The organism is Massilia sp. ST3, assembly GCF_018119405.1.
Taxonomy (GTDB): domain Bacteria; phylum Pseudomonadota; class Gammaproteobacteria; order Burkholderiales; family Burkholderiaceae_D; genus Telluria.
Window position 1 is genome coordinate 33409 of sequence record NZ_JAGPWC010000012.1, and the last position, 26317, is coordinate 59725.

At 67.6% G+C, this 26317-nt stretch carries 18 protein-coding genes and 4 tRNA genes; 9 read left to right on the plus strand and 13 right to left on the minus strand.

The window, feature by feature from the left end:
- Nucleotides 1-48 precede the first annotated feature (48 nt).
- Entirely contained in the window at nucleotides 49-1365 is a 1317-nt protein-coding gene (locus KBW98_RS06000) for an NAD(P)/FAD-dependent oxidoreductase (RefSeq protein ID WP_211519219.1), read from the plus strand.
- Nucleotides 1366-1375: 10 nt separating this feature from the next.
- Nucleotides 1376-1753 carry a hypothetical protein gene (locus tag KBW98_RS06005; protein WP_211519220.1) on the plus strand — a complete coding sequence of 126 codons (378 nt, stop codon included), beginning with the start codon at nucleotides 1376-1378 and terminating at the stop codon, nucleotides 1751-1753.
- Nucleotides 1754-1762: 9 nt separating this feature from the next.
- Here KBW98_RS06005 and KBW98_RS06010 read toward each other — a convergent pair whose 3' ends face one another.
- A complete protein-coding gene (locus KBW98_RS06010) occupies nucleotides 1763-2509 on the minus strand; it encodes a sensor histidine kinase (RefSeq protein WP_211519221.1) in 747 nt (248 codons plus the stop codon).
- A gap of 195 nt (nucleotides 2510-2704) precedes the next feature.
- Here KBW98_RS06010 and KBW98_RS06015 point away from each other — a divergent pair, with 195 nt between their 5' ends.
- Complete coding sequence (locus tag KBW98_RS06015) at nucleotides 2705-3166, plus strand: hemerythrin domain-containing protein (RefSeq protein ID WP_211519222.1); 462 nt, start codon at nucleotides 2705-2707, stop codon at nucleotides 3164-3166.
- Between the two features lie 42 nt (nucleotides 3167-3208).
- Here KBW98_RS06015 and KBW98_RS06020 read toward each other — a convergent pair whose 3' ends face one another.
- Nucleotides 3209-4831 (minus strand): response regulator, encoded by a 1623-nt coding sequence (locus tag KBW98_RS06020; protein ID WP_211519223.1) that lies wholly within the window; start codon nucleotides 4829-4831, stop codon nucleotides 3209-3211.
- A gap of 263 nt (nucleotides 4832-5094) precedes the next feature.
- Between KBW98_RS06020 and KBW98_RS06025 the strand changes: the two genes are divergently transcribed.
- Nucleotides 5095-5547 (plus strand): hypothetical protein, encoded by a 453-nt coding sequence (locus KBW98_RS06025; protein ID WP_229429011.1) that lies wholly within the window; start codon nucleotides 5095-5097, stop codon nucleotides 5545-5547.
- Between the two features lie 217 nt (nucleotides 5548-5764).
- Here the strand turns inward: KBW98_RS06025 and KBW98_RS06030 are convergent, their stop codons facing one another.
- The 4 genes from KBW98_RS06030 to KBW98_RS06045 form a co-directional block, all read right to left on the minus strand.
- Nucleotides 5765-6763 (minus strand): diguanylate cyclase domain-containing protein, encoded by a 999-nt coding sequence (locus tag KBW98_RS06030; protein WP_211519224.1) that lies wholly within the window; start codon nucleotides 6761-6763, stop codon nucleotides 5765-5767.
- A 132-nt stretch (nucleotides 6764-6895) separates the two neighbouring features.
- Nucleotides 6896-10009, minus strand: coding sequence for an ATP-binding protein (locus KBW98_RS06035; protein ID WP_229429012.1), 3114 nt, complete (start codon nucleotides 10007-10009; stop codon nucleotides 6896-6898).
- Nucleotides 10006-11130 (minus strand): 5-methyltetrahydropteroyltriglutamate--homocysteine methyltransferase, encoded by a 1125-nt coding sequence (locus KBW98_RS06040; protein ID WP_211519225.1) that lies wholly within the window; start codon nucleotides 11128-11130, stop codon nucleotides 10006-10008. The genes KBW98_RS06035 and KBW98_RS06040 overlap by 4 nt, the downstream gene beginning before the upstream one ends.
- Nucleotides 11131-11244: 114 nt before the next feature.
- Nucleotides 11245-12081, minus strand: coding sequence for a response regulator (locus KBW98_RS06045; RefSeq protein WP_229429013.1), 837 nt, complete (start codon nucleotides 12079-12081; stop codon nucleotides 11245-11247).
- Between the two features lie 555 nt (nucleotides 12082-12636).
- On the opposite strand from KBW98_RS06045, the gene KBW98_RS06050 reads away from it, so the two are divergent.
- Both KBW98_RS06050 and KBW98_RS06055 read left to right on the plus strand, forming a co-directional pair.
- Entirely contained in the window at nucleotides 12637-13260 is a 624-nt protein-coding gene (locus tag KBW98_RS06050; RefSeq protein WP_211519226.1) for a YfiR family protein, read from the plus strand.
- On the plus strand, nucleotides 13260-15152 hold the full coding sequence (locus tag KBW98_RS06055; protein WP_211519227.1) for an ATP-binding protein: 1893 nt from the start codon (nucleotides 13260-13262) through the stop codon (nucleotides 15150-15152). Before KBW98_RS06050 ends, KBW98_RS06055 begins: the two co-directional genes overlap by 1 nt.
- A 268-nt stretch (nucleotides 15153-15420) precedes the next feature.
- Here KBW98_RS06055 and KBW98_RS06060 read toward each other — a convergent pair whose 3' ends face one another.
- From KBW98_RS06060 to KBW98_RS06080, 5 genes are all read right to left on the minus strand, one after another.
- Nucleotides 15421-15966, minus strand: a complete 546-nt coding sequence (locus KBW98_RS06060) for an FxDxF family PEP-CTERM protein (protein WP_211519228.1) — start codon at nucleotides 15964-15966, stop codon at nucleotides 15421-15423.
- Between the two features lie 457 nt (nucleotides 15967-16423).
- Nucleotides 16424-16500: transfer RNA gene (locus tag KBW98_RS06065), tRNA-Arg, on the minus strand.
- A gap of 153 nt (nucleotides 16501-16653) precedes the next feature.
- Nucleotides 16654-16730 (minus strand) — tRNA-Arg (locus KBW98_RS06070).
- A 122-nt stretch (nucleotides 16731-16852) separates the two neighbouring features.
- Nucleotides 16853-16929, minus strand: a tRNA-Arg gene (locus KBW98_RS06075).
- Nucleotides 16930-17082: 153 nt separating this feature from the next.
- Nucleotides 17083-17159, minus strand: a tRNA-Arg gene (locus KBW98_RS06080).
- Nucleotides 17160-17269: 110 nt separating this feature from the next.
- Between KBW98_RS06080 and KBW98_RS06085 the strand changes: the two genes are divergently transcribed.
- A complete protein-coding gene (locus KBW98_RS06085) occupies nucleotides 17270-21196 on the plus strand; it encodes a two-component regulator propeller domain-containing protein (protein WP_211519229.1) in 3927 nt (1308 codons plus the stop codon).
- Nucleotides 21197-21318: 122 nt separating this feature from the next.
- Nucleotides 21319-21735 carry a DUF4019 domain-containing protein gene (locus tag KBW98_RS06090; protein ID WP_211519230.1) on the plus strand — a complete coding sequence of 139 codons (417 nt, stop codon included), beginning with the start codon at nucleotides 21319-21321 and terminating at the stop codon, nucleotides 21733-21735.
- Nucleotides 21736-21749: 14 nt separating this feature from the next.
- Here KBW98_RS06090 and KBW98_RS06095 read toward each other — a convergent pair whose 3' ends face one another.
- Nucleotides 21750-22694, minus strand: coding sequence for a D-2-hydroxyacid dehydrogenase (locus tag KBW98_RS06095; protein ID WP_211519231.1), 945 nt, complete (start codon nucleotides 22692-22694; stop codon nucleotides 21750-21752).
- A 168-nt stretch (nucleotides 22695-22862) separates the two neighbouring features.
- Nucleotides 22863-23216 (minus strand): hypothetical protein, encoded by a 354-nt coding sequence (locus tag KBW98_RS06100; RefSeq protein ID WP_211519232.1) that lies wholly within the window; start codon nucleotides 23214-23216, stop codon nucleotides 22863-22865.
- Nucleotides 23217-23439: 223 nt separating this feature from the next.
- Here KBW98_RS06100 and ligD point away from each other — a divergent pair, with 223 nt between their 5' ends.
- Complete coding sequence (gene ligD, locus KBW98_RS06105; protein ID WP_211519233.1) at nucleotides 23440-26160, plus strand: DNA ligase D; 2721 nt, start codon at nucleotides 23440-23442, stop codon at nucleotides 26158-26160.
- Nucleotides 26161-26317 lie beyond the last annotated feature (157 nt).

The window sequence follows — 26317 nt, forward strand, 5'->3', positions numbered from 1 at the left end:
AAGATTGCCTCATTGCCCACAGTCCGGCGCAAGGCCGGAACGGGCGTCATGACGGAGGCAAGCTTGCGCAGCGAGATCGTGATCGTAGGAGGCGGGGCAGGCGGACTCGAGCTGGCCTGCAAACTGGGGCGCAAACTCGGTCCGTCCAGGGTGACGCTGGTCGACAGCCGTCTTTATCATATCTGGAAGCCCTCGCTGCACGAAGTGGCGGCGGGCACCCTCGACATCCACCAGGAAGGCCTGTCTTACCCGATGCTGGCGCACGACAACGGCTTCAGCTTCGTGTTCGGTCCCATGACCGGCATGGACGCCGCCGCCAGGACCATCGCGATCGGCGCGGTGCGCTCCGCCAGCGACAACCAGGAAGTGCTGCCGGACCGGCGCCTGGAATACGGTTCCCTGGTGATGGCGGTCGGCAGCACCTCCAACTACTTCGGCGTGCCGGGCGCGCGCGAACACACGATTTCCCTCAACGCCACCGAGGACGCGGAGCAGTTCCGCCTGCGCATGCTGCGCCTGATGCTGGCGGTCGAGCAGCAGCGCGAGGAGGGCAAGGACGCGGGCCTGGACGTGGTGATCATCGGCGGCGGCGCCACCGGCGTCGAGCTGGCGGCCGAACTGCGCGAAGCCTCGGGCGCCTACGCCCACTACGGCTTTTCGTCGCTGGACGGCCGGCGCGACGTGCGCATCACCATCCTCGAAGGCGCGCCGCGCATCCTGGCGCCGCTGCCCGAGAAGGTGTCGACGGCGGCGCTCGACCTGCTGCAGCAGCGCGGCATCAAGGTGATCACCGATTGTCGTGTCACCACCATCGAGGCCGACCGCGTGACGGACAAGAACGGCAACGTCTATCCCGCCGACCTGTGCGTGTGGGCGGCCGGCATTCGCGCCCCCGAGCTGCTTGCTTCGCTGGGCCTGCCGACCGCCAAGGGCGGCCAGCTCGAAGTCGACGACCGGCTGCGGGTGAAGGGCGCCGAGGGCGTGTATGCCCTGGGCGACTGCGCCGCCTGCGTGGACGGCAAGGGCCAGGCGGTGCCGCCGCGCGCCCAGGCCGCGCACCAGCAGGCCGACTATCTGGCGGACGCTTTCCTGCGCCTGGCCAGGGGCGGCGCGGCGCGCGAGCAGCCCTACGTCTACAAGGACTACGGCTCGCTGGTATCGGTGGGGCAGACCACGAGCGTGGGCAGCCTGATGGGATCGCTGCGCGGGGCCAGCTGGTTTGTCCAGGGCACCGTGGCGCGCGCCATGTACGCCAGCCTGCACCTGATGCACCACCGCGCCGTGCTGGGATCGGTGCGCACGGGCTTGCTGGCGCTGGCGCGCTTCCTGATCCGGCGCAGCACGCCGATGGTCAAGCTGCATTGAGGGCGGCACCATGCGCATACCGCTGACCCTGATCCTGGCGGTGGCCACGGCCGGCGCGGCGGCCGCGCCCCTGAAGCTGGAATGGCGCGGGGGCCATGCGACCGCCACCGGCGCGTGCCCCGAGCACAGCGGCGAGGCCATCGCGGCCTACCGTTCAGGAAAGTTCCAGCTCATCGGGAAGGGGATCGACGCGGTCGAGGCGCCGAAGCCGCCGGCCAGTCCGGACGACAGGTCCGTCCCGATCGCCCACCTGGCGCCGGTCGGCGCCCAGGCGGTCGACCTGCGGTCCCGGCTGGACGGCACGAGCGAGATCCTGTACCTGGATTGCGACAAGCACACGGCCTACATCGCCAAGCGCGGCGGCCTGGCCGACCAGACCACCTGGTAGGGTCCCTACCTAGCCGAGTGAAGAGGCGCTAGCGGCGGGCGCTTCGCGCGGCAGGGTCATGCGCAGCACGGCGCCGCCGTCCTCGCCGCGCAGCAGGACCAGTTCGCCGCCCAGGTGGCGGGCGCGCTCGCGCAGCAGGCGCAGGCCATGGCAATCGGAGGCGCTCATGGCGGCGGCGCAGTCGCGCGGGCCTTCGCCGTTGTCGCGCACGGTAAGCATCAGCTGTTCGCCGTCGTCATCCAGGATCACGTCGACTTCGCTCGCCTTGCCATGGGTGGCCGCATTGCGCAGGCCTTCCTCGGCGCAGCGCAGCAGCACCACGCCCTGGGTGCGGCTGTAATGGCCGTCCTCGTCGGGCAGGCTGGCGCGGGCCGCCAGGCCCTGGCGGGCGGCGAATTCCGGGACCAGTTCGGCCAGGGCGGCGCGCAAGCCCAGGAACTCCAGCTTGTCGTTCCAGAGATCGAGCTGCATCTTGCGGTTGGTCTCGATGATCGTCGCCAGCAGCTGCTTCATCTGCGCGCTGCGGTCGCGCATCGCCTTGTTCTCGGCCGGGATGTGCTGGCTCAGGAGCGCCAGGTGCATGGTCAGGGCCGTCATCGACGAACCCAGGCTGTCGTGCAGCTGGCGCGCCAGCAGGCGTTTTTCGTCGTCCCAGCAGGCGGCCAGGTAGCCCAGCATTTCAGTAAGGTCTGCGGTGCGCGCCGCGACCAGGCGTTCGAGTTCCGGGTCGGAGTGCGGATGGGCCGGTTCGGTCATCGTTGGCTCGGTTGAATGTTTCCCAAATCATACAACAGTTGGTGGGGCGGCGGCGCGGCCGCGCGTCCCGTGCGCACGGTGCTGCGTGCGCTCCCGTACAGTCTGATGAGCCTTTGTAGGCGAAGCTGATCCCCGTGGCCGTAGCGCCACCCTACCAATCTGATAGTGCCAATAAACAACACCACGGGGGCTTCAATGACGAGCAAACAACAGCAAGACGCGATCGCACTCCTGACTTCGCAGCACAAGGAAGTCACGGCCATGTTCAAGGAATTCGAGGACCTGGGCGACCGCGCCAAGGCGAGCAAGAAAAAGATCGCAGATAAGATCTGCCAAAACCTCGTAATGCACACCATGATCGAGGAAGAGATCTTTTATCCGGCCATCCGCGGCTGTTCCAAGGAAGCCGAAGAGATGGTCGAGGAAGCCATCGTCGAGCATGCGTCCGCCAAGGACCTGATCGCCCAGATCCAGGAAATGGACCCGGACGAGGAGCTGTACGACGCCAAGGTCAAGGTGCTGGGCGAAATGATCGAGCACCACGTCGAGGAGGAAGAGAAGGAGATGTTCCCGAAGGTCCGCAAGATGGACCTCGACCTGGCGGCGCTGGGCCAGGAAATGGCAAGCCGCGCCGACGAGATCATGGCCTCGGCCTGAGCCTGCACCTGAAGCCCGGCGCCGCGGCGCCGGGCAGTGCCGTCAAGCTGCCGCCGACTGCTCGCGCGGCAGGCTGAGGGCGTCGAGCAGGCGCTCGATGTTGACCGGCTTGACCAGGTGCAGGTCGAAGCCGGCTTCGAACACCCGGCGCTGGTCTTCGGCCAGGCCGTAGCCGGTCAGGGCGATCAGCTTGACGCCGCGCGTGGCCGGGTCGGCCCGCAGGCGGCGCGCCACTTCGTAGCCGTCGATGCCGGGCAGGCCGATGTCGACCAGGGCCGCGTCCGGCAAGTGGGCGCCGGCCGCGGCCACGCCGGCCAGGCCGTCGCCGGCCTGGTAGACCGGATAGCCATGGGCCGCCAGCATGGTGGCCATCATTTCGCGCCCGTCTTCATTGTCTTCGATTAGCAGCACCGAGGGCTTGCCCTCGCCGCCGCCGCGCTGATCTTCCTGGGGCATGCCCTGCAGCACCGGTTCGGTATGCGGCAGGCGGATCACGAAGGTGCTGCCGTTGCCGGCCCCGGCGCTGTCCGCGCTGACGCTGCCGCCGTGCAGTTCGACCAGGCGCCGCACCAGCGACAGGCCGATGCCGAGGCCGCCCTGCGAACGGTCGATCGAGATCGCGCCCTGCACGAACACATCGAACACATGGGGCAGCAGTTCGGAGGGAATGCCGACGCCGGAGTCGCGCACGGTCAGGACCACGTCGCTGGCGGCGCGCGCCAGGCCGATGTCGATGCTGCCGCCGCTCGGGGTGTACTTCAGTGCGTTGTCGAGCAGGTTGGAAATGATCTGCTCGAGGCGGGTCGGGTCGCCGTCGACCCAGCCCGGGCTGAGGTCGACGCTGATGCGGTAGCCGGCGGTGCGGCCGGTGGCCCGGAAGGTCTCGAGGCAGCCGCCCACCAGGTGGGCCAGGTCGGTCGGCTGGCGCGCCAGCAGGATCTTGCCCGACATGGCGCGCGACAGGTCGAGCAGGTCGTCGACGATGCGCGACAGGTGCTGGCTCTGGCGCTGGATGATCTGCCTGGCGCGGCCGACCGTCTCGCCGCTCGCGCCGGGCAGGCCGATCAGCGCCGAGGCGCTGCTGATCGCCGACAGCGGATTGCGCAGCTCATGGCCGAGCATGGCCAGGAATTCGTCCTTGGCGTGGCTCTTGCGCTCGGCATCGCGGCGTTCCTCCATCTCGCGCACGAGGCGGCGGTTGGTGGCGGTCAGCTCGGTGGTGCGCTGGGACAGCTTCTCGGCCTGGCGCTTGAGCTGCTCGTTCTTCATCGCCAGGGTCACGAAGACCGACACCTTGGCGTGCAGGATCTGCGGGATCACCGGCGTGAACAGGAAGTCGGCGGCGCCGCGCTGGTAGGCCTTGAGGCGGTCGATCTCGTCGGCCAGGAAGGCGGTGACGAAGATGATCGGGATGTCGGCGGAGCGCGGACGCTGGTGGATCGCCTCGGCGGTCTCGAAGCCGTCCATCCCCGGCATGTTCACATCCAGAAGGATGACGGCGAAGTCGTGCAGCAGCACCTGGCGCAGGGCTTCCTGGCCGGAACGCGCGGAGAGCACCGTGTAATTGCTTTCTTCAGCCCATTGGTCGAGCAAGCTCGTCAGCGCAAGCAGGCTGGCGGCGTCGTCGTTCACGACCAGAATCTTGGGTTTATCGGTGGTGGCCACGATGGTTCCTGAAACGGTGTCTCGAATTGTGTCTTGGTATGCACTAAGAATAGCAGAGAGCTTTATTTCGCTAAAGCAAAACTCATGGTGAATCGAGCCATGATATCACGCGCAATAAAGTGCAAAAAAGCAAAAAAATCAATCGTGCGCGGGTGAGCGTGTACGCTGCCGCACATACGCAGGGGGAGCGGTATGCGATAGTCAAGCCGTGGCCTTTCCACCGCATCGATGGATACAGGGGCGCCTATAAGAGAGGACAACACATGAATATCGATACCATCGTCAATCAAGCATTCCACGGTCAATCGTTCCGCGAACTGGTGGATGCGCCGCTGACGGCCCTGCACGGCATCAGCGACAAGGAAGCCTCGGCGCTCGAAGCGCTGGGCATCAAGACCATCGGCGACCTGGCCGGCTCCAAGCTCGTGAACTACGCCATCGCGATCAAGGCGCTGGCCGGCTGCGAAGGCCTGACCAAGAAGGAGGCGGCCGAGGAAACCCTGCTCGACGACGCCGTCGAGATGACCTTCCCGGCCAGTGATCCGATCTCGGTCGACGCCGGCATCACCCGCATCGAGGTGGCGCCGGAAAAAGTCGAGGCCAGCACCGACCACCAGAACGCCAGCGCGATCGAGGCCCACAACCAGGAAGCTTTGGGCAACAACGCGATCCGCACCGGCTACCTGCAGCGCGGCGAAGGGGAGGGGAATCGCTGAGCCGGCGGTTTTCCTATTCATTCAGGGAGAGGGCCACGGGGCGTTGCTTCGGTGGCCCTTGTTGCGTTTACGGGGCGTGGATGCACGGTGGACGGGTTCCCCGTCCACGCGGTGATAGTAAGCAGGGAGATCATCCGGCGCGAAAGCGGAGCCTCGACCTATCACCGCGTGGACGGCCAAGCCGTCCACCCTACGGTAGGCCAAGGGTGTTCGAGGTTCAGCGGTGCGCAGTTTCCGCCACCGGCGCGGCAGCCGGCACGGGCGGCTTGACGGCGGCGGCCTGGCGGTTCGCGGCCGGCGAGCAGAAGCGGTTCTTGCCCGCGCGCTTGGCTTCGTACAGCGCGTAGTCGGCAATGCTGATCAGGGCGTCCACCGATTCGGCGTCGTCCGGATAGATGCTGATGCCGATCGAGGTCGACAGGCGCAGGGTCAGGTCGTTGATGAAGAAGGGCTCGGACAGCGCCTCGACCAGCTTCGCCGCCGGTCCCTGGGCGTCGGCCAGGCTGTGGATGTCGCCCAGCACCACCATGAATTCGTCGCCGCCCAGGCGCGCCACGGTGTCTTCCTTGCGCGAATTGGACAGCAGGCGCTGCGACACCATCTTGAGGATCTCGTCGCCGTAGGCGTGGCCGTAGGTGTCGTTGATCGCCTTGAAGCCGTCCAGGTCGAGGTACATGATGGCGGCCTTGGCGTGGCCGCGGTTGGCGTGCTGCAGGGCCGTCTCGATGCGGTCCTCGAGCAGGCGGCGGTTGGGCAGGCCGGTGAGGGCGTCGTGCAGCGCCAGTTCCTGCTGGGCGCGGCTGTACTGGGCCAGCTCCTTGTAGAGCAGGCGCACTTCGAGCATGTTGTGGATGCGCTTGTGCACTTCGAGCAGGTCGAAGGGCTTGCTGATGAAGTCGCGCGCACCCGCTTCCAGGGCGGCGATCTTGAAGCTGGGCTGGGCCGTGAGGGCAAGCACCGGCAGGTAGCCGCCTTGCTCGATTTCCTTCAGCCCCTTCATTACCTGGAATCCGTTCAGCCCCGGCATCTGCAGGTCGAGCAGGATCAGGTCGTAGTTGTGCTCGCGATGCAGCGGGCATACCTGTTCCGGCAGCATGGTCGAACTGACGCAGGTGTAGCCTTCCTCGCGCAATATCTCTTCCATCAGTTCGATATTGTCGGGCGAGTCGTCCACCACGAGGATCTTGGCGTTCAAAATGTCTTGTCTGCTCGGCATGCTTTTTCTCTTCTTGCGGTACTGGAGAGCGAATCCCTTTCTTGCTGGAATCGGGCTTTACCCATCTCTAGCTAGTCTAGCAAACCCCACAAAATTTCTTGTAGGACAGCGCCGCGTCCTCAGGTAGGAAGGTCAGCGACTGTGTCCGCGGGCCGCCGCAGCCACCATCGGCGTTGACGGACCGACAACGATTCCAATGGCAGCAATCAGCTCGCCGGGCTCCACGGGCTTTGAAATATGGGCCGAAAAACCGGCTTCCAGCGCCTTCAAACGGTCTTCCGACCGGGCAAACGCGGTCAGTGCAATGGCCGGGGTCAGCCCGCCGGCGTCGCGCGGCAGCTGGCGCACCCAGCCCAGCAGTTCCAGGCCGTCGACCTCGGGCATGCCCAGGTCGCTGATCAGGAGGTCGGGCGGCTGCGCGCGCAGCATGGCGAAGGCTTCGCGCGCGCTGGCGGCGATGCGTACGCCGGCGTGGCAGTCGCCCAGGATACGCGCGATCAGTTCGCGCGCATCGCGGTCGTCGTCGACCACCAGCACCGACATGCCGGTCAGGTCGCGCATCATCGGTTCCGGCGCCTCGGTTTCCAGCGGGAGGAGCGGCGCGGGCGCCGCCATGCCGGCCGCGCCGGAAGGCCGGGCGTCGCGGGCGGCCGAGCGCGGCGCCTTGGCCAGCGGCAGCTCGATGGTAAAGCTGGCGCCCATGCCTTCGCCCGCGCTCTCGGCGCGCACCGTGCCGCCGTGCTGCTCGACCAGGTGCTTGACGATGGCCAGGCCCAGCCCCAGCCCGCCGTGGCGCCGCGTCATCGAGGCGTCGGCCTGGCGGAAGCGCTCGAACACGTGGGTGATGAACTCGGGACGGATGCCGGCGCCGTTGTCGCGCACCATGATCGCCACATGGTCGTCGCGGCGGACGGTCTCCACCGTCACCACGCCCTCGCGCGGGGTGAACTTGATCGCGTTCGACAGCAGGTTCCACACCACCTGCTGCAGGCGGCCCGGGTCGCCCGCGACCATGCCGGCACCGGGGTCGATGCGCCGCTCGAGGCGGATGTGCTTGGCGTCGAGGGCGGGGCGCACGGTCTCGATGGCGGCGTCGATGAAGGAGGCCGGCGCCAGGGTCTGCATGTCGAGCAGCACCTTGCCCGAGGTGATGCGGCTCATGTCCAGCAGGTCTTCGATCAGCTGGGCCTGGGCGCGCGCGTTGCGCTCGATGGTGCTCAGGCCGCGCTGCAGGTCGGCCTGGTCGCGGCTGCCGCGCCGCAGCACCTGCGACCAGCCCAGGATCGCCGACAGCGGCGTGCGCAGCTCGTGCGACAGGGTGGCCAGGAACTCGTCCTTCATCTGGCTGGTGCGCTCGGCTTCCTCGCGCGCCTCGCGCTCGTTCTCGAGCAGCACCTTGCGCTCCTCGGCGGCGCGGCGGGTGGCGTCGTACAAACGGGTGTTGTCGAGGGCGATCGCGGCCTGGGCGGCGATGCCGCTGACGATGCGTTCGCTGCGCTCGCCGAACACCCCGGGTTCCGGATGGCCGAAGAACATGGTGCCCAGCAGCTCGCCCGAGCGCGCCACCACCGGCACCGCCATGTAGCTGCGCACCGCCGGGTGTCCGGCAGGCAGGCCGAACTGTGGCGCGCTGCCGGCGTGGCGTGGATCGCTGGCGATGTCGTCCACCCGCACCAGTCCCTGCTGGCGCAGGCCGGGGCCGAACAGGGCGGTCGCGCGCGGCTCGCCCAGGGTCTGGAACTCGGCGCTGGTCGATCCCGCCATGGTCGAGAGCGAGAACAGGATGCCGTCGCCGCTCCCGGGCGTGTCGGTGTCCTTGCCGTCGCCGTGGTAGTAGAAGGCGCCGAAGCGGGCGCCGCAGACGCCGTTGGCGGCGTCGGTGGCGGCGCGCAGCAGCGAGCGCAGGTCGCGCGTGGAGGCCAGGATGCTGCCGGTGCTGTTGAGCAGCTCGAGCACGTGCGACTCCTCGCGCAGCGCCTGCTCGGCGCGCTTGACCTGGTCGACGTCGGTGTTGGTGCCGAACCAGCGCACCACGCGGCCCTCGCGGTCGCGCACCGCTTCCACGCGGCTCAGGAACCAGCGGTAGTTGCCGTCCGCACCGCGGATCGGGAATTCCATCTCGAAAGGTGCGCCGGTGCGCACCGACTCGTGCCAGTGCTCGAGCATCGCTTCCAGCACCGCCGGGTCGAGCATGTGTTGCCAGCCCCAGCCCGTCGCTTCCTCGGGCGTGCTGCCGGTGTACTCGTACCAGCGCTCGTTGAACCAGACGATGGCGCCGTCGGCGTCCGCCATCCAGGCCAGCTGGGGGATGGTATTGGCCAGCGCGCGCAGCATCTCCTCGCTCTGGCGCAGGCCGTCCTCGGCTTCCTTGCGGGTGCTGATGTCCTGCACCACGCCGTTCATGCCGCGCATGCCGCCGCCAATGCCGCTGCCGTTGCCGGCGCTGGCGCCGGGACCGTCGCCATAGTCGGGGCGGCCGACCAGGGCGATCCAGCGCGCCCCGCCTTCGGCGCCCAGCACCCGGCATTCGATGTCCAGGTCAGTGCGCGCGGCGAAGGCTTCCAGCACCGCGTGGCGCAGGCGCGCGCGGTCGTCGCGCGCGAGCCGGGTGCGCAGGGCAGGCCAGTCGAGGGCCACCTCGGCCGGCAGGCCCAGGATCTCGGCGGCGCGGGCGCCGAAGCTGATGCGGTCCTGGGCCGCGTCCCAGCGCCAGTCGCCCAGGCGTCCGGCGGCCAGGGCCACCTGCAGGCGCTTGTTGTTCTCGACCAGGGCCTGCTGGTCCAGCTTGCGCTGGGTGATGTCCTGGAAGTACAGCGTCAGCCCCTCCGGCGAGGGATAGATGCGCATGTCGAGCCAGCATTGCAGGCGCCGGTAATAGAACTCGCGGGTGACGGTCTGGCGCTGCTCCATGGCGCGCCGGCAGTCGGCGGCGACCGAGGTGCCGTGCAGGTCCTCGAACTCGTCCCACAGGCTGCGGCCGAGCAGGCCGCCGCGGCTCTTGTTCAGCGGGGCCACCATCTGCAGCGCGCGGCCGTTGATGTAGGTGATGCGCCAGTCGCGGTCGACCGCGCAGAAGCCGTCGGTCAGGCTCTCGAGCATGTTTTCCATGCGCTCGTGGGCCTGGCGCAGGGCTTCCTTGGCTGCGATCAGCTCTTCCTCGGCGCGCTGGCGCGCCGCCAGCACGCTGCTGGCGTTGGCCAGGGCGACGGCGCGCATCGCCTCGAGTTCGTCGCGCTCGTCGCTCATGCCGCGGCTCCGAGGATGGCGGCGGCCAGGCGCGTGCCTTCGACGCGGGCGCGGATCTTGGCGAAGGCGGTGGCGCGGCTGATGCCGGCGTCGTCGAAGAAGGGCGCGAAGCCGGCGTCGTCGGTGGTGCCGAGCCGGTCGAGCGGGATGTACTCCGCGGCGCGCAGCACGCGGTCGCGCACCAGTTCCGCGCTTTCGACCTGCGGATCGCGCGGGTCGGTGACGCCGACGAAGATGCGCTGGTCCGGCCTGGCGTGCGCGCGGATCGTGCGCAGGACGCGCTCGGGCTCGGGACTGCCGGCCAGGGCCAGGTAGAAGTTGCCGGCGCGCAGCTCGAACAGCGCGGGCAGCAGGTCGGCGTAGCTGGCGACGGCATCGTCCTGCGGCGCGCCGGTCCAGCCCGTGGCCGAGACGTGCACGCCGATCAGCGCGCGCTGGGCGGACGAGAAACGGCCCAGGGCCAGGTTGTTCAGGTCGATGAAGCTGGCCAGCAGCGCGCCGCCGGGATCGAGCTGCATTGCCAGGCGCGCCTCGGCGAAGTCGATCTGCACCTTGTGCGCGCCCGCTTCCAGGCAGCGCCTCACCTCGGTCTCGTGTTCGCGCACCAGGTCCTCGAGGAACTGCTCGCGCGGGTAGCCGGGAATGCCCTCGGCCGGATACATCAGCGACAGCGCCGAAGGCGAGATCACCGCCTGCTTCACGGGCCGGGTCGCGTGGCGGCGCGCGGCGCGCAGGTAGTCGTCGGCGTAGCGCTGGTAGCGGAAGGGGCCGCGCACCAGGCGCGGCATGCGCTGGCCGTGGCCATGCGCGAGCGGAATGCGGAAGCCGTCCGGCGCCGTATTGGGGGCGCCGTGCACGGGATAGCTCCAGAAGTTCTCGACCTTGGCCTGTTCGCCGTCGCTGATCACGGGCGCGCCGGCCGCCTCGAACTCGGCGATCGTGGCGCGCACGGCATCGTCGAGAAGCGCGTCGAGAAGCGCGTCGACGAGCGCCTCGGGCTGCGGCTCGGCTTGTACATCGGCGGCCCCGGCGCGGCGCGAACGGCCGGCGGCCTCGCGCAGCGCCGCGATCAGGGCCGGCGGGCGGGGGATGCTACCGATGGGCTCAGTGGGAATCATCATCGAATGCCTTGGCGTGGGCGGCCGCGCAGCGCCGGCTCCGCTCGAAGCGTGCAGCACCGCGATGTGTCCGCCGGACATTGTATTCCAGCCGAGCCAGTCCGGCCCACACGCTTGTCACGCTCGCGCCGCCGGCGCGCCGGCCACTGTCGCCAGGGCTTCCTGCAACTGGTCCAGTTCGTAGGGTTTCTGGAGTGACAGGTAGGGGAATTCCAGGTGGCGCAGCAGGGTGTCGCCATAGCCGGATGCGAAGATCACGCGCAGTCCGGGCTGGTCGTGCACGGCGCGGCGCGCCAGGTCGACCCCCGACATGCCGGGCAGGCTGACATCCGAGAACAGCAGGTCGTAGCGCTGGCGCCCGAGCAGGGCCAGGGCGTCGTCCGGGTGCCCGACGCCGTCCGCCTCGTGGCCGAAGGCCCTGAGCATTTCGCACACCAGGTATTGGGAATCGAGATTGTCCTCCACCACCAGGATGCGCAGCGTGCCGCCGCTTTCGTCAGGCGCGGCGGCGGCGGGCGAAGCGGGCGCCAGCAGCAGCAGCACGCCGGCCACCTGGCCGTCTTCGCCGCGCACGGGCGTCAGGCGCAGGTCGCAGCGCTCCTCGCGCGTGCCCTGCGGATGGCGGAAGGACAGCGCCAGGTCGGGCAGCACGAGCGGTTCTCCGCTCCAGGCGCGCTCGAGGGCATCGCCGGCCGCCGCCAGGGGCGGGGGCATCACCGGCGGCACTGAGCCGCCCGGTACCCGTCCGTAGCCGGGGCCGGCGAGAAGGCCGTAGCTTTCGTTGAACAGCAGGACCATTTGGCGCCCCCATACCAGCAGGCCGGGGAGCGGCGCGTTCATCAGGACGTCGGCGGTCACGCGCAGGGGCAGCGGCCAGTGAGCGCTGTCGCCCACGGCGCTTGCGGACCAGTCGTAGGACGCGGCGCTGCGGGCGGTCTTGTCGGTCTCAAACATGGGCGATGTGTTGTAGGAACGAAAACATTCACGAATCCTACACCAAATGTTTCGGCCCCGGTGGCCCCAAGCGTGCGCGCCGCAAGCATGGGCGGCCAAAAAAAAGCCCGCTTCCAAGAAGCGGGCTGAATCTATTTCCTTGGAGGAGAATAGAGGAGACAGGAAGAATGATGCTGCAACGCGGCAAATAAATCCAATTTATCTTTTCAATGACAGTCATCAGTTTTTTGAATAAGCTGCGACACAGCCGCGAGCGCGCTTGTGGCGGATTTGGGTGCTCGCCAGCAGCGCACGCTTGGTGTGCATCCGAAAATGTTCTACGATGGCAACTATGTCTATCAATATGCTGCGCAACTCCGCGCTGCCCCACTGCGCCGAGGTCGCGCCGCTGTTCCGCGCCCAGCCGATGCGGCAGGAGGTGCGCCACGTCGCGCGGACGCCATATGCGCCCGCGCCGGGATATCATGGGCCGGATAAGGGCAGGGCTGGCAAGGCGCCGGCCGGCATGCCGCCGCTCGGGCGGCGTGCCGCCTGTCTCACAGAACAATGGGTTTCATGATTTTTTCCTTCTTTCAAAGCGTGATGCGCGGGACGCGCCGCCGTGCTCCGCGGACGGCCGGTCGCCGCCTTGCGTTCGCGGCCCTCGGACTGCCGCTGCTGGCGCTGCTGTTGCCGGCCGCCACGGTCTCGGCCGACACGCCGCCTTCCAGCGTGCTCGAGCGCCGGGTCAAGGCCGCCTTCCTGTATAAATTCCTGGCCTATGCCGAGTTTCCGCCGCAAGCCTTTGCCGACGGCGCTGCGCCGTTGGTGATCGGCGTCGCCGGTTCGGACGAGATGGCGGCGGAACTGGCGCGCATCACGGCCGGCCGCATGATCAACGGCCGCACGATCCTGGTACGCCTGTTCCGCGAGCAGGATGCCCAGACCCCGGTTCACCTGCTGTTCGTGGCCGGCTCCGATCCGGCCCGGGTCGGTCGCATGATGCGCGCCGCGCCGGTCATGTTCCTGACGGTGACGGAGTGCGGCAACCAGCAGCACTGCGGCAGCGTCATCAACTTCCGCATCGTCGACGAGCGGGTGCGCTTCGACGTCTCGCTCGACGCGGCCGAGCGCAACAACGTCAAGCTCAGTTCGCGCCTGCTGACGGTGGCGAACCGCGTCCAGAAAGGAGCCCCGTGATGCCCATGCACGATACCGGCTCCGTCCGCAGCAAGCTGATCCTGATGGCCGTCGCCACCACCGTGGTGGCCCTGCTGTCGGCCGGCGCGGCGATGCTGCTGCTCGACCTGCGTACCTTCCAGCGCTACTGGATCGACGACCTGACCACCCAGGCCGACATCGTCGCCACCGTGACCGCGCCGGCGGTGTCCTTCAACGACGTCACGGGCGCCGCCCAGAACCTGCGCCTGCTGCGCCTGCGCCCGCAGATCGTGGCCGCGGCGGTGTACACCTCGAACGGCGCGCGCTTCGCCACCTACGCCCAGCCCGGCGCCGAGCCGGTCTTCCCGGCGCGCCCGGAGGCGCCCGGCCACCGCGTCGAGCAGGACCAGCTGGTCATCTTCCGCAACATCGTCGAGAACGGCGAGATCATCGGCAGCGTGTACGTGCGTTCGCGCATCGGCCTGCTGGACCGCATGCTGAGCTATGGCGCCATCCTCGGCGGCGTGCTGCTGGGTGCCCTGGTGATCGCGGCCCTGGTGGCCTCGCGCCTGCAGGCATCGATCACGCGTCCGCTCGAGGCGGTCACCAACGTGGCGCGCCAGGTGATGCACCGGCGCGACTTCAGCCTGCGCGTGCCGGGCAACGACAAGGGCGAGATCGGGGTGCTGGTGGAGGCCTTCAACGACATGCTGGCCGAGATCGGACGCCGTTCGGAAGCCCTGCAGGCGGCCAACCGCACGCTCGAGCACGAGATGGAGGTGCGCCAGCGCGCCGAGCAGGCCCTGATCGTGGCCGACCGCCGAAAGGACGAATTCCTGGCCACCCTGGCGCACGAGCTGCGCAATCCGCTGGCGCCGATCCGCACCGGCCTGGACATCCTGCGCATCCGCAGCGGCGACGCCCAGGCGACCCAGCGCGCCACCGACATCATGGAACGCCAGCTGCGCCAGATGGTGCGCCTGGTGGACGACCTGCTGGACGTCTCGCGCATCAATACCGGCAAGTTCACCATCAAGATGGGCCGCGTCGAATTGAAGGCCGTGGTCAACGACGCCCTCGAGGTGGTGCGCTCGTATATCGAGCTGCATGGCCACGAGCTGGTGCTGGACCTGCCGGACCGCCCGGTCTTCCTGCACGGCGACGCCACGCGCCTGGCGCAGGTCCTGTCGAACCTGCTGAACAACGCCGCCAAGTACACCAACCGCGGCGGGCGCGTCGAGCTCAAGGGCTGGGTCGAGGACAAGACCCTGGTGCTGGAAGTGGCCGACACCGGCATCGGCCTGGCGCCCGACATGCTGGACTCGGTATTCGAGATGTTCGTGCAGGTCGATTCGACCCTGGAACGCAGCAATGCGGGCCTGGGCGTGGGCCTGTCGCTGGCGCGCAAGCTGGTGGAGCTGCACGGCGGCAGCATCAGCGCGCATAGCGAAGGCCTGGGCCACGGCAGCCGCTTCGTGGTGCGCCTGCCGATCGTGGTCGATCCCGAACCCCTGACCAAGCCGACTCCGGCCGCCTTCATCAGCACCGAGACCTACCGTATCCTGCTGGCGGACGACAACGTCGACTTCGTCAACAGCATCGGCGCGCTGCTGACGGCGATGGGACACAGCGTGGTGATCACGCACAACGGTCCCGACGCGCTGGCGGCGGCCGCGCGCTTCTGCCCGGACTACGCCTTCCTGGACATCGGCTTGCCGCACATGTCGGGCTACGACCTGGCGCGCGGCATCCGCAAGCTCTCCTGCGGCGCCATGACGGTGCTGATCGCCGTGACCGGCTGGGGCCAGGAGAAGGACCGCCAGCTGGCTTTCGAGGCGGGCTTCGACCACCACATGGTGAAGCCGGTGCGCTTCGAGCAGATCGAGGAAATCCTGGGCAACCGCAGCATCATCAAGAAGCTGCGGACTTGAGGGGGGCAGGGCGCGACGGCTTCCGGTAGGGTCGGCGGCTCCGCCGCCGGCGCGGTGATAGGGAGAGGCTCCGCTCTGGTGCGGGATGATCCCGATGCAAGCTATCGCCGCGTGGACGGCAAAGCCGTCCACCCTACGAAAAACTCACTGCGGCGCAGACTCAGTCAGACAGACCCTAGCCGCCAACCCTGGGTAAGCACCGGTTCGTACGGACGAAAAAAAACGGAAGCGCATGACGCGCTTCCGTCCCAACTCAAACCAGGCTGCGTTACGCCTGTTTAGCCTTGCGGCGGCGTGCCAGGAAGCCCAGGACGCCGAGGCCGCCCAGCATCATGCCGTAGGTTTCCGGTTCCGGAACCGGGGCCAGCATCACTGCGCCGCCGAAGCTGGCGCCGGTGTCGCCGACCAGGTTGCCGCTGACTTGCAGGTAGTAGTCGCCAGCAGCCAGGTTGTCGCTGGAGATGCTCCAGACGTCCATTTCACCGCTCATCATCGAGGTGCCGTTGGTGATCAAGGTGTCGCCTTCGCCATACAGGGCCAGGCCGGTGATGTCCAGGCCGACGTCGGCGGTGCGGCTGATCGACGAGATGATTGCATCGAGGTTCATGCCCACGGTACCGTCCACGGTGAAGGTGAAGCGGTCGGCGAAGGTGTTGCCTTCGTTGCCGGCTTCAAAGGTGTCACCGAAGAAGGCGCTATTGTCGATCAGGTCGAGTGCCTGCGGCGAATTGCCGACGACCTCTTGGGCCATCACAGCCGACGAACCGAACGAAGCGGAAGCCAACACAATTGCAGCAATCAGAGATTTTTTCATTTCTTTCCTCGCATAGAATCAGCCGCGTCCTGCAGCTTGGGTTTCAAGAATCGGGGAACTCCATGCTATCAAAAGAGCATGAAAAAGCACGCCGGCACGTGCTTCAGTGCGCAAGGCAGATCCTTTATTCCGAGAATCAACAAATTTCCAATGGGACATGCTAAAAGTCCGTTCTTCATAGGAGAACTCGTCTTTTAAAGGTTGATGAGTAGCAAAAAAACGCTGAGTTGCGAAGATGATGTCAGGCTAGTCCTACGCGAAGAGGAGAGGCAATCCGGCGTCGAGCGCCTGGGAGTTAACAGCATCTTATTAAGCGAAGGCTAAGAAATGCAGGGTAGATGCGCGATATTGCTGAGTTGGCGCAATGCGCGCCGTGCGGAAGAGTGCCGGAGAACGAATATTCGCGGCTGAAAAGAAAAATGGCCCAGAATCACTTCTGAGCCATTTTTGGAATAACTGGCGCGGCTGGCAGGAATCGAACCCACGACCCCTTGGTTCGTAGCCAAGTACTCTATCCAGCTGAGCTACAGCCGCCCGAAGCACGCATTATAGCAGCATGTGCCGGATTGGCAAACCCCCAGTCGCTGGACGTTCCGGCACGCCGGCGCCGCGAATGCGCTCCGCACCTTGGGAATGGCCCGGAAACGAAAAAAGGGACCAGATCTTTCAATCTGGTCCCTCATATTCTGGCGCGGCTGGCAGGAATCGAACCCACGACCCCTTGGTTCGTAGCCAAGTACTCTATCCAGCTGAGCTACAGCCGCCCGATGCACGCATTATAGCGGCGTACGCGCTTCTTGGCAAATCGGTATCCCTTGGTATTGCCGAAGGGCAGGCCCGGAAACGAAAAAAGGGACCAGATCTTTCAATCTGGTCCCTCATATTCTGGCGCGGCTGGCAGGAATCGAACCCACGACCCCTTGGTTCGTAGCCAAGTACTCTATCCAGCTGAGCTACAGCCGCCCGATGCACGCATTATAGCGGCGCGCACGCTTCTTGCAAAGGCTCATCGCCATTTTCCCTGCCGGCCGCCTCTGCGGAGCGGGGCGGCAGCTTCGCGGCGGGCGGCGCCAACGAAAAAAGGGACCAGATCTTCCGATCTGGTCCCTCATATTCTGGCGCGGCTGGCAGGAATCGAACCCACGACCCCTTGGTTCGTAGCCAAGTACTCTATCCAGCTGAGCTACAGCCGCCCGAGGCACGCATTATAGCAGCGACACTTTGTTTCCGGAAGTCTCATTTTGTTCCGCAGCCGGGGCGCGCTCTGGTAGATTAGGCGGACGGGTTTCTGGAACGGAAGAATATGTCGTATTTGACGAGGGCCGCACGCGGCGGCCTGCATCGCCTGCTGTCGGCCCTGGCCCTGTGTGCGCTGCTGGCCGTGCCGGCTGGAGCGGCCCAGCGCAGCCTGCGCTTCGAGCATCTCTCGATCGAAGACGGCCTGTCGCAGCAATCGGCCCTGACCATCCTGCAGGACCGCCAGGGTTTCATGTGGTTCGGCACCCAGGCCGGCCTGAACCGCTTCGACGGCTACCGCATGACGGTCTACCGCAACGATCCCAACGATCCCGCCAGCCTCCCGGATAACTTCGTCTCCGCCTCCTACGAGGATGCCGGCGGCCGGCTGTGGTTCGGCACCAAGGGCGGCCTGGCGCGCTTCGATCCGGCCAGCGCCCGCTTCGAGCGCTACGTCCCGCTCGACGCCGAGGCCGGGCGCAGCGGCCACCGCGCCGTCTACGCCATCACCGCCGCGCCCGGCGGCGCCCTGTGGCTGGCGACCAGCGACGGCCTGCTGCATTTCGATCCCGCCACCCGGCGCTTCCGCGCCTACCGGCACGATCCGGACGATCCGGCCAGCCTGCGCGACAACCGCGTCACCGCGCTGGCGGTCGACGGCCAGGGCCAGCTGTGGGTCGGCACCGAAGGCGGCCTCGACCGGCTCGACCCGCGCAGCGGGCGCTTCAGCCACCATGCCGTCGAACCGGCGCTCGACGCCCAGCGCAACACCGTACTGTCGCTGTCGATGGGGCCGCGCGACACGCTCTGGATCGGCACCGCGGCCGGGCTCGAGGCGTGGCGCCTGGACGCCGGCGGGGGGAGCCCCCAGCGCCGCCACCTGGGCTTGGCCGAGGGCATGCCGGACGTGCGCATCATCAGCCTGTACCACGACAGCGGCGCCCAGCTGTGGGTCGGCACCGACACCGAGGGCCTGAAGTGGCGCGATCCGGCCAGTGGCCGCTTCGATTCCTGGACCCATGCCGAGAACGACCAGCACAGCCTCTCGGACAACCAGGTGCCGGCGGTGCTGGTCGACCGCACCGGCACGCTCTGGGTCGGCACCTACTATGGCGGCGTCAACCGCACCGACCTGGCCAGCGGCGGTTTCACCCGCTATGGCGACGGCCAGGGCCTGGGCCGCAGCCGGGTGCGCGCCATCATGGACGACGGCGCCGGCGGGCTGTGGCTGGGAACCACCGGCAACGGCCTGCTGCGCCTGGACCGCGCCAGCGGCCGCCTGCGGCAGTATGCCGGTCCGCGCCTCCCCAGCGAAGTCGTGACCTCGCTGGCGCGCGCCCGCGGCCGCCTGTGGATCGGCACCCCGATGGGGCTGGTCTGGCGCAACGACCAAGGGCGCATCGGCCGGGTGGCGCTGGGCCCGGGACCGGCGGCCAACTATGTGAACGCCATCCGCGAAGGGCGCGACGGCACCTTGTGGGTGATTACGCGCGGCGGCCTGTCGGCGCTGCCGCCCGGGTCGGACGTGTCGCGCAGCTGGCGCCACGATCCGGACGACCCCACCAGCCTGGGCGACAACTACGGCTTCGCGGTGCTGGAAGACCGCCAGGGCATCGTCTGGATCGGCACCGAGACCGGGCTCGAACGCTTCGACCGCCAGGCCGGCACCTTCACCCGCTTCCGCCACGATCCGCAGGACCCGCACAGCCTGCGCCACAGCCGCGTGTACTACCTGAAAGAATCCTCGCGCGGCGAGCTGTGGATCGGCACTGCCGGCGGCCTGCACCGCATGGAAACGGGCGGCGCGCGGCCGCGCTTCCGTTTCTTCCCCTTCGCCCAGGGCCAGGAAGCGCTGCCGGTCGGCGCCGTGCTGGAGGACGCGGGCGGGGTGCTGTGGGTCAGCACCACCGCCGGCATCACCCGCCTCGATCCGGTCAGCGGCCAGATCAAGAACTACACCTCCAAGGACGGGCTGATCGACGGCTCCTTCTTCGTCGGCGCGGGCTGGCGCAGCGCGGACGGCCAGCTGCATTTCGGCGGCATCAACGGCATGACCTCGTTCCGGCCGGAAGCGGTACGCGACAATCCCTTCCCGCCGGTGCCGGTGATCACCGACCTCCTGGTGCTGAACCGCTCGCGCGCCGCCAGTCTCGGGGACATGCGCGAAGGCAAGCGCGAGATCACGCTGTCCCACCGCGATTCGGTGTTCGCGCTCGAGTTCGCGGCGCTGCATTTCGCCGACCCGCAGGGCAACCGCTACGCCTACCAGCTGGAAGGCTTCGACCAGAACTGGGTCGACACCGATGCGCGCCGGCGCTTCGCCACCTACACCAATCTCGACCCGGGCAGCTACGTGTTCCGGGTGCGCGCCAGCAACAAGGACGGTCTGTGGAGCCAGGAAGCGGCCACGCTCGCCATCACCATCACGCCGCCGTTCTGGAAGACCTGGTGGTTCCGCACCCTGGCCGTGGCCATCGTCCTGGCGCTGTCCTACCTGCTGTACCGGCTGCGCGTGCGTGTGCTGGTGCGGCAGAAGGGCTTGCTGGAACGCGAGGTGGGGGTGCGTACCGCCGAGCTGCTGCTGCAGAAGGAAGCGGCCGAGCGGCGCAAGCGCGAGGTCGAGCGCCAGAAGGAAGTGGTGGAGCGCGCCCACCGCGACATCGCGCTGCTGTCCGACATCGGCCGCCTGCTGACGGCCAACCTGGACAGCGAAGCCATCATGCGCACCCTCTACGAGCACGTCCAGGCCCTGATGGACACCCGCAGCTTCGCCGTGGCGCTGCGCCAGCCGGAGCGCGGGACGATCGGCTTCCCGTTCGCGGTGGTCGACGGCCGGCGCGTGCCGGCCTTCGAGATCGCGGACGATCCGCGGCGCCACCTGGTGGCCTGGAGCATGGCGGGCGGGCGCGAGATCCTGGTCGGCGACCTGGCCGCCGAACTGCCGGCCGTGCTGGGCCAGGACGGCGGCGCGGACCAGCCGCTGCTGGAAAGCCTCACCCAGGCGCTGATGGAGACCAACCGGGAAAAGCCTGGTTCGCTGCTGTGCGTGCCGGTATCGGTCGGCGAACGCGTGGTCGGCGCCGTCACGGTGCAGAGCCCCACCTTGCACGCCTATGGACAGGTGCACCTGGACATGCTCGAGACCCTCGCCGCCTACGTCGGGGTGGCGATCGACAATGCCCAGGCTTACCACCAGCTCAAGCAGACCCAGGCCCAGCTGGCGTCGCACGAGAAGCTGGCCTCGCTCGGATCGCTGGTGGCGGGCGTCGCGCACGAGCTGAACACCCCGATCGGCAACAGCCTGCTGATGGCCAGCACCCTGCAGGAAAAGACCCTGGCGGTGGCCACCCGCTTCGACCAGGCCCAGCTGAAACGCTCCGACCTGGCCGACTACATGGCGGCATCGACCGAAGCCTCGGACCTGATCGTGCGCAGCCTGCACAACGCGGCCGAGCTGGTGAGCAGCTTCCGCCAGGTCTCGGTGGACCAGGCCAGCGCCCAGCGCCGCCGCTTCGACCTGGCCCAGGCCTGCCACGAAATCGCGGCCACCATGATGAACACGGTGCGCCTGGCCGGCCACAGCCTGGTCGTGGAGGTTCCTTCCGGCATCATGATGGACGGTTTCCCCGGGCCGCTGGGGCAGGCCATCATCAATTTCGTGAACAACGCGATGCTGCACGCCTTCGACGCTCCCGGCGGCCGCATGCGCCTGTCGGCGGAGGCGGGCGAGGGAACGGTGCGCATCGTCTTCCGCGACGACGGGCGCGGGGTGGCCCAGGAACACCTGGCGCGCATCTTCGACCCCTTCTTCACCACCCGCATGGGGCAGGGCGGCACCGGCCTGGGCCTGAACATCGTCTACAACATCGTGACCTCTCTGCTCGGCGGAACGATCCGCGTAGAAAGCGAGCTGGGCCAGGGTACGGCCTTCGTGCTCGACCTGCCGCTGCGCGCACCCGATGCGCGGGTGGCGGAGGATGCGGCGCAGGCCTGAACGCGGCGCAGCCGCCCCCCGGTTTCGACACTTCGGCCCGCGAATCGCACGGCCTGTCGCCGGGCGGGCCCGGGGGCGGACTTGCCTGGCTACACTCGCAGCATCATTCAATGGAGAACGCCGTGAAACCCATCCTGTCCGCCATCCTCGCGCTGTCCTTCCTGGGCTGCGGCGCCGCCGCCGCGCAAGACGCCAGGGGCGGCGCCGCCGCCCCAGCCGCGGCCGAAAAATGGCTGAAGCTGGTCGATGCGGGCGACTATGCCGGCGCCTGGAACACCAGTTCCGCCGACGTGCGCGCCAATCATTCGAAATTCTTCTGGACCACGCTGATCGGGGGCGTGCGCCTGCCCCTGGGCGAGGCCAGGTCGCGCAGCTTGAAGTCGGCCGTCCCCAAGGCCGAGGGCAGCCGGGTGGCGCTGGAATACGCCTCCCGGTTCGAGAAGGACAAGCAGGCCCGCGAAACGGTCACCGCGGCCCGCGACAAGGACGGCGCCTGGCGCGTCACCGGCTACAGCATCGACGCCACGACCGACCGCTGAATGCCGGCGCTCGGCTAGAGCAGGTTGCGCGGCTGGCCCGCTTCCCAGGCTTCGATATTGTCGATGAGCATGTCGGCGAGCCGCTGCATGGCGCCGCCGCTGGCCCAGGCCACATGGGGCGTGAGGATGAAGTTCGGCAAGCGCAGGCGCAGCAGCGGGTTGTCCGGCGCGGGCGGCTCCTTGCTCAATACGTCGAACCCGGCGCCGCCGATCCGTCCTTCGCGCAAGGCTTCGGCCAGCGCCGCCTCGTCGACCAGGCCGCCGCGCGCGGTGTTGATGAGCAGGGCGTCGCGCCGCATCAGTCCCAGCTCGCGCGCCCCGATCAGGTGGCGCGTCTGTTCCGTCAGCGGCAGGTGCAGGCTGATCACGCTCGCGGTGCGCAGCAGTTCGTCGAGTTCCAGTTGCAGCACGCCGGGGTCGGCGATCGGCGAGCGTGAAGTGGCGCACACCTCCATGCCGAAGGCGCGCGCCAGGTGCGCCACCTGCTTGCCGAGCGCGCCGTAGCCGACGATGCCGAGCCGGCTACCGGCCAGGTCGCCGATCGGATGGTCGAGCAGGCAGAAGCGCGTGGAGCGCTCCCATTGGCCGGCCTCGACGTCGGCGATATAGGCGCGCAGGTTGCGGCGCAGGGCCAGCAGCAGCGCGAAGCAGTGTTCCGGCACCGAGACCGTCGAATAATTGCGGATATTCGACACCACGATCCCGCGTTCGCGGCAGGCGGCCAGGTCGACGTTGTCGCTGCCGGTGGCGGCGATCGCGACCATCTTCAGCTCCGGCAACTGCGCGATGGCGGCGGCGCGCAGCGGCACCTTGTTGGTGACGGCCACGGACGCACCGCGCAGGCGCTCCACCACGTCCTGTTCGGCGGTGGCGGCGTGGTCCTCCCAGGCATGGGCGAAGGCGGGCTTGCGCACGTCGGCGATCAGGCTGTCGCGGTCGAGGAAGACGATTCGGTGCATGGGGTCCTTTCGCGGCGGGCAAAACCCCATTGTAGAACAGGCGCACAGTGCGCAGACAGGCGCGGAGGGAAGAGAGGAAGCAGAAAAGGGGGCGAAGACAGGGCGGACCCTGCCTTCGCCAGGATATGGTGGAGCCCGAGCGAGGGGGACTTGAGCTCTCGGGGATTGTTATTTGTGTTGGGCCTCGGCCTTGGCGGCGACTTTGTCCGCCTTCGCTTCGGCTTTCTCGGTGGTTTTTTCCACCTTGGCGTCCGCCTTCTCGGCGGCTTTCTCTGCCTTCGCATCGGCCTTCTCTAGCTTTGCGTCGGCCTTGTCGGCAGCCTTGTCAGCCTTGACCGCGGCCTTGTCGGCCTTGGCATCAGCCTTCGCGACCTTCTTGTCATGCTTGGCTTCGGCCTTCGCCTCTTTCTTCTCCGCCTTGGCTTCGGGAGTGGTGGCGGCGGTGCTGGTGGCGGCGGGAGTCTGGGCGAACACGGAAGTAGCGAACAGGCCGGCGAACAGGGTAGCGACGATTTTGCTCATAGTGTCATTCCTTCGTTTTCGTTGATGAAAGGTGGGAAGCAGTTCCCGTGTTACTGAGTCATCAACGTGGACGCTTTGCCCGCGGTTGACGCGCGCTTCGCGCATTTACAAGCGCTTACAAATGGCCGTCGCGACATGATCGGCGCGGGCAAGGTTCGTTGCCGAACAGTCGCAGCGGCCTGGCCCGCCTAGACTCGGGCCATCTACTGCCGGAGGTACCGCCATGCCTGACGCGCTCAAACTCTATAAAGCCAAGCGCAATTTCTCGATTACATCGGAACCCGCGGAGGGCGGGGAAGCCAGTCCCGATGCCCTGACTTTCGTGATCCAGAAGCACTGGGCCAGCCGCCTGCACTACGACTTGCGCCTGGAGCTGGACGGCACCATGAAGAGCTGGGCCGTGCCGAAGGGACCCAGCTACGATTCGCGCGACAAGCGCATGGCCGTGCACGTCGAGGACCATCCCATTTCCTATTCCGATTTCGAAGGGGTTATTCCAGAGAAGCAATATGGCGCAGGTAAGGTCATCATCTGGGACAAGGGCACCTGGACCCCACTGGAAGACCCGCACAAGGGCTTTGCCAAGGGCAGCATCAAGTTCGAGATGCACGGCCACAAGATGCACGGCCGCTGGACCCTGGTGCGGCTCAAGGGTCACGAGGACGAGCGCCAGGAACCCTGGCTCCTGATCAAGGAGAAAGACGACTACGCACGCTCGAGCGAGGAATTTTCGGTCGTCGACGAGATGCCGGACAGCGTCAAGGCCCTGCCCATGCCCGAGCGCCCCGCCGAGCGCAAGCTCGAGGCCTTGCAGGAGGAACAAGAGGAAGCGCCGCCGTCCAGGCGCGCCAGCGCCAAGAAGGCGGCGGCGAAGACGGCTGCGGCGACCGACGCCGCGGCGAAGAAGGCGGGAGCGACCAAGGCCGCGGCGAAGAGCACTGTGGCGAAGAAGGCGGCGGCGAAAACGACGCCGGAGAAGAAAGCGGGCCCGGCCAAGCGCCGCGGCGCCGTCGCCATGCCCGAGGGCGCGGTCAAGGCGGCGCTGCCGGAGAAATTCCAGCCCGAGCTGGCGACCCTGGTCGATGCGCCGCCGCCCGATCCCGAGGACTGGGTGTTCGAGGTCAAGTTCGACGGCTACCGCATGCTGGCGCGTATCGAGGACGGCGCCGTGCGCCTGATCACCCGCAACGCCAACGACTGGACCGACCGCCTGCTGCCGCTCAAGGAGGAGATCGAGCGCATGCGGCTGCCGGACGGCTGGTACGACGGCGAGATCGTCGTGCACGACGAGACCGGCAAGTCCAATTTCGGGATGCTGCAGCTGGCCTTCGACGGCACGCGCGGCGCCGAGATCCTGTACTTCCTGTTCGACGCGCCTTACTTCGACGGCCATGACCTGCGCGACGTGCCCCTGGTCGAGCGGCGCGCGCTGCTGGAGGCCGCGCTGGCGGGCCGGCAGGACGGACGGGTGCGCTTCTCCGCCGAATTCGGCACCAATCCCGGCGAGCTGGTGGTGGCCGCCTGCCGGATCGGGCTGGAGGGCGTGATCGGCAAGCGCCGCAGCTCGCGCTATGTGTCCGCGCGCTCGCCCGAATGGATCAAGCTCAAATGCGGCTCGCGCCAGGAATTCGTGATCGGCGGCTTCACCGATCCGAAGGGTTCGCGCACCGGCGTCGGCTCGCTGCTGCTGGGCGTGCATGACAAGGACGGCGTGCTGCGCTACGTGGGCAACGTCGGCTCGGGCTTCAACCATTCCTCGCTGAAGTCGATCAGCGCCCAGCTGGAAAAGCTGCGCACCGACGAAAGTCCCTTCCCGCCACGCTCGGTACCGGGGCGCAAGCACCACTGGGTCAAGCCGACCCTGGTGGCGGAAGTGAGCTTCTCGGAGTGGACCGCCACCGGCTCGATCCGCCATCCCGTTTTCCAGGGCCTGCGCAAGGACAAGCCGGCGAAGAACATCACCCGCGAACTGCCCAAGCACATCGGTCCGGAGGCCGAGGCGAAAGCCGAGGCGAAGAAAGAGAGGGAGAAGGACATGCAGGAGAGCGTGACCAGCAAGCTGCCGGCGACCATGAAGGTCACCAATCCCGACCGCGTGATCGACAAGCAGACCGGATCGACCAAGCTGGACCTGATCCGCTACTACGCGCTGGTGGGCGAACTGATGATGGAGCACCTGAAGGCGCGCCCCGTGTCCCTGGTGCGCGCGCCCGAAGGCGTGGGCGGGGAGCTGTTCTTCCAGAAGCACGCCGACGTGAGCAAGCACCCGGGCGTGAAGAACATGCCCGAGGAGCTCGACCCCGAGCACCAGCCCTTCCTGGAGATCGCCAGCGTCCAGGGCATCCTGTCGGTGGCACAGTGGAACGTGGTCGAGATCCACACCCAGAACGCCACGCGCAAGGCCTACGCCACCCCGGACCGGATGGTGTTCGACCTCGACCCGGGCGAGGGCGTGGAGTGGCACACGATGCAGGAGGCGGCCCAGCTGATGCACGCCTTCCTCGACGAGCTGGGCCTGCCGTCCTTCCTCAAGACCAGCGGCGGCAAGGGCCTGCACATCGTGGTGCCCATCAAGGGCGGCTATGACTGGGACACGGTCAAGGGCTTCTCGCAGGCGATCGTGAAGCACCTGGCATCGGTGTTCCCCGAGCGCTTCGCCTTCAAGAGCGGGCCGAAGAACCGGGTCGGCAAGATCTTCATCGACTACCTGCGCAACGGCCAGGGCGCGACCACCGTATGCGCCTGGTCGGCGCGGGTGCGGCCGGGCCTGGGCATCTCGGTGCCGCTGGCCTGGGACGAGCTGGAAGGGCTGAAGTCGAGCACGCAGTGGGACATCACCAATGTGCACACGCGGCTGGATACGGGGAATGCGCCGTGGGAGGGATATGCGAAGGCGGCCAAGGCCCTGGCGAAAGCGATGAAGAAGATGGGGTTCGAGCCGTAGCGTGCGTAGCGGACCCCTCTGCCTCCTCACCCCCGTGTCTTTGGCACGTCATCCCGGCGAAGGCCGGGATCCAAGTTTGCACGAGTGATGCGCTGTTTGCGTGCACCCCGGCAGCCCGACGAACTTGGGTTGCGGCCTGCGCCGGAAGTCGTAGCCG

Excerpts from the sequence above, each read along its gene's own strand:
- KBW98_RS06015 (WP_211519222.1), top strand. The coding sequence starts at position 2,705 with ATGACGAGCAAACAACAGCAAGACGCGATCGCACTCCTGACTTCGCAG.
- ligD (WP_211519233.1), top strand. The coding sequence starts at position 23,440 with ATGCCTGACGCGCTCAAACTCTATAAAGCCAAGCGCAATTTCTCGATT.
- KBW98_RS06030 (WP_211519224.1), bottom strand. The coding sequence starts at position 6,763 with ATGCCGAGCAGACAAGACATTTTGAACGCCAAGATCCTCGTGGTGGAC.
- KBW98_RS06035 (WP_229429012.1), bottom strand. The coding sequence starts at position 10,009 with ATGAGCGACGAGCGCGACGAACTCGAGGCGATGCGCGCCGTCGCCCTG.
- KBW98_RS06010 (WP_211519221.1), bottom strand. The coding sequence starts at position 2,509 with ATGACCGAACCGGCCCATCCGCACTCCGACCCGGAACTCGAACGCCTG.
- KBW98_RS06005 (WP_211519220.1), top strand. The coding sequence starts at position 1,376 with ATGCGCATACCGCTGACCCTGATCCTGGCGGTGGCCACGGCCGGCGCG.
- KBW98_RS06100 (WP_211519232.1), bottom strand. The coding sequence starts at position 23,216 with ATGAGCAAAATCGTCGCTACCCTGTTCGCCGGCCTGTTCGCTACTTCC.
- KBW98_RS06025 (WP_229429011.1), top strand. The coding sequence starts at position 5,095 with ATGAATATCGATACCATCGTCAATCAAGCATTCCACGGTCAATCGTTC.
- KBW98_RS06055 (WP_211519227.1), top strand. The coding sequence starts at position 13,260 with ATGCCCATGCACGATACCGGCTCCGTCCGCAGCAAGCTGATCCTGATG.
- KBW98_RS06000 (WP_211519219.1), top strand. The coding sequence starts at position 49 with ATGACGGAGGCAAGCTTGCGCAGCGAGATCGTGATCGTAGGAGGCGGG.
- KBW98_RS06045 (WP_229429013.1), bottom strand. The coding sequence starts at position 12,081 with ATGTTTGAGACCGACAAGACCGCCCGCAGCGCCGCGTCCTACGACTGG.
- KBW98_RS06095 (WP_211519231.1), bottom strand. The coding sequence starts at position 22,694 with ATGCACCGAATCGTCTTCCTCGACCGCGACAGCCTGATCGCCGACGTG.
- KBW98_RS06060 (WP_211519228.1), bottom strand. The coding sequence starts at position 15,966 with ATGAAAAAATCTCTGATTGCTGCAATTGTGTTGGCTTCCGCTTCGTTC.
- KBW98_RS06050 (WP_211519226.1), top strand. The coding sequence starts at position 12,637 with ATGATTTTTTCCTTCTTTCAAAGCGTGATGCGCGGGACGCGCCGCCGT.
- KBW98_RS06040 (WP_211519225.1), bottom strand. The coding sequence starts at position 11,130 with ATGATGATTCCCACTGAGCCCATCGGTAGCATCCCCCGCCCGCCGGCC.
- KBW98_RS06085 (WP_211519229.1), top strand. The coding sequence starts at position 17,270 with ATGTCGTATTTGACGAGGGCCGCACGCGGCGGCCTGCATCGCCTGCTG.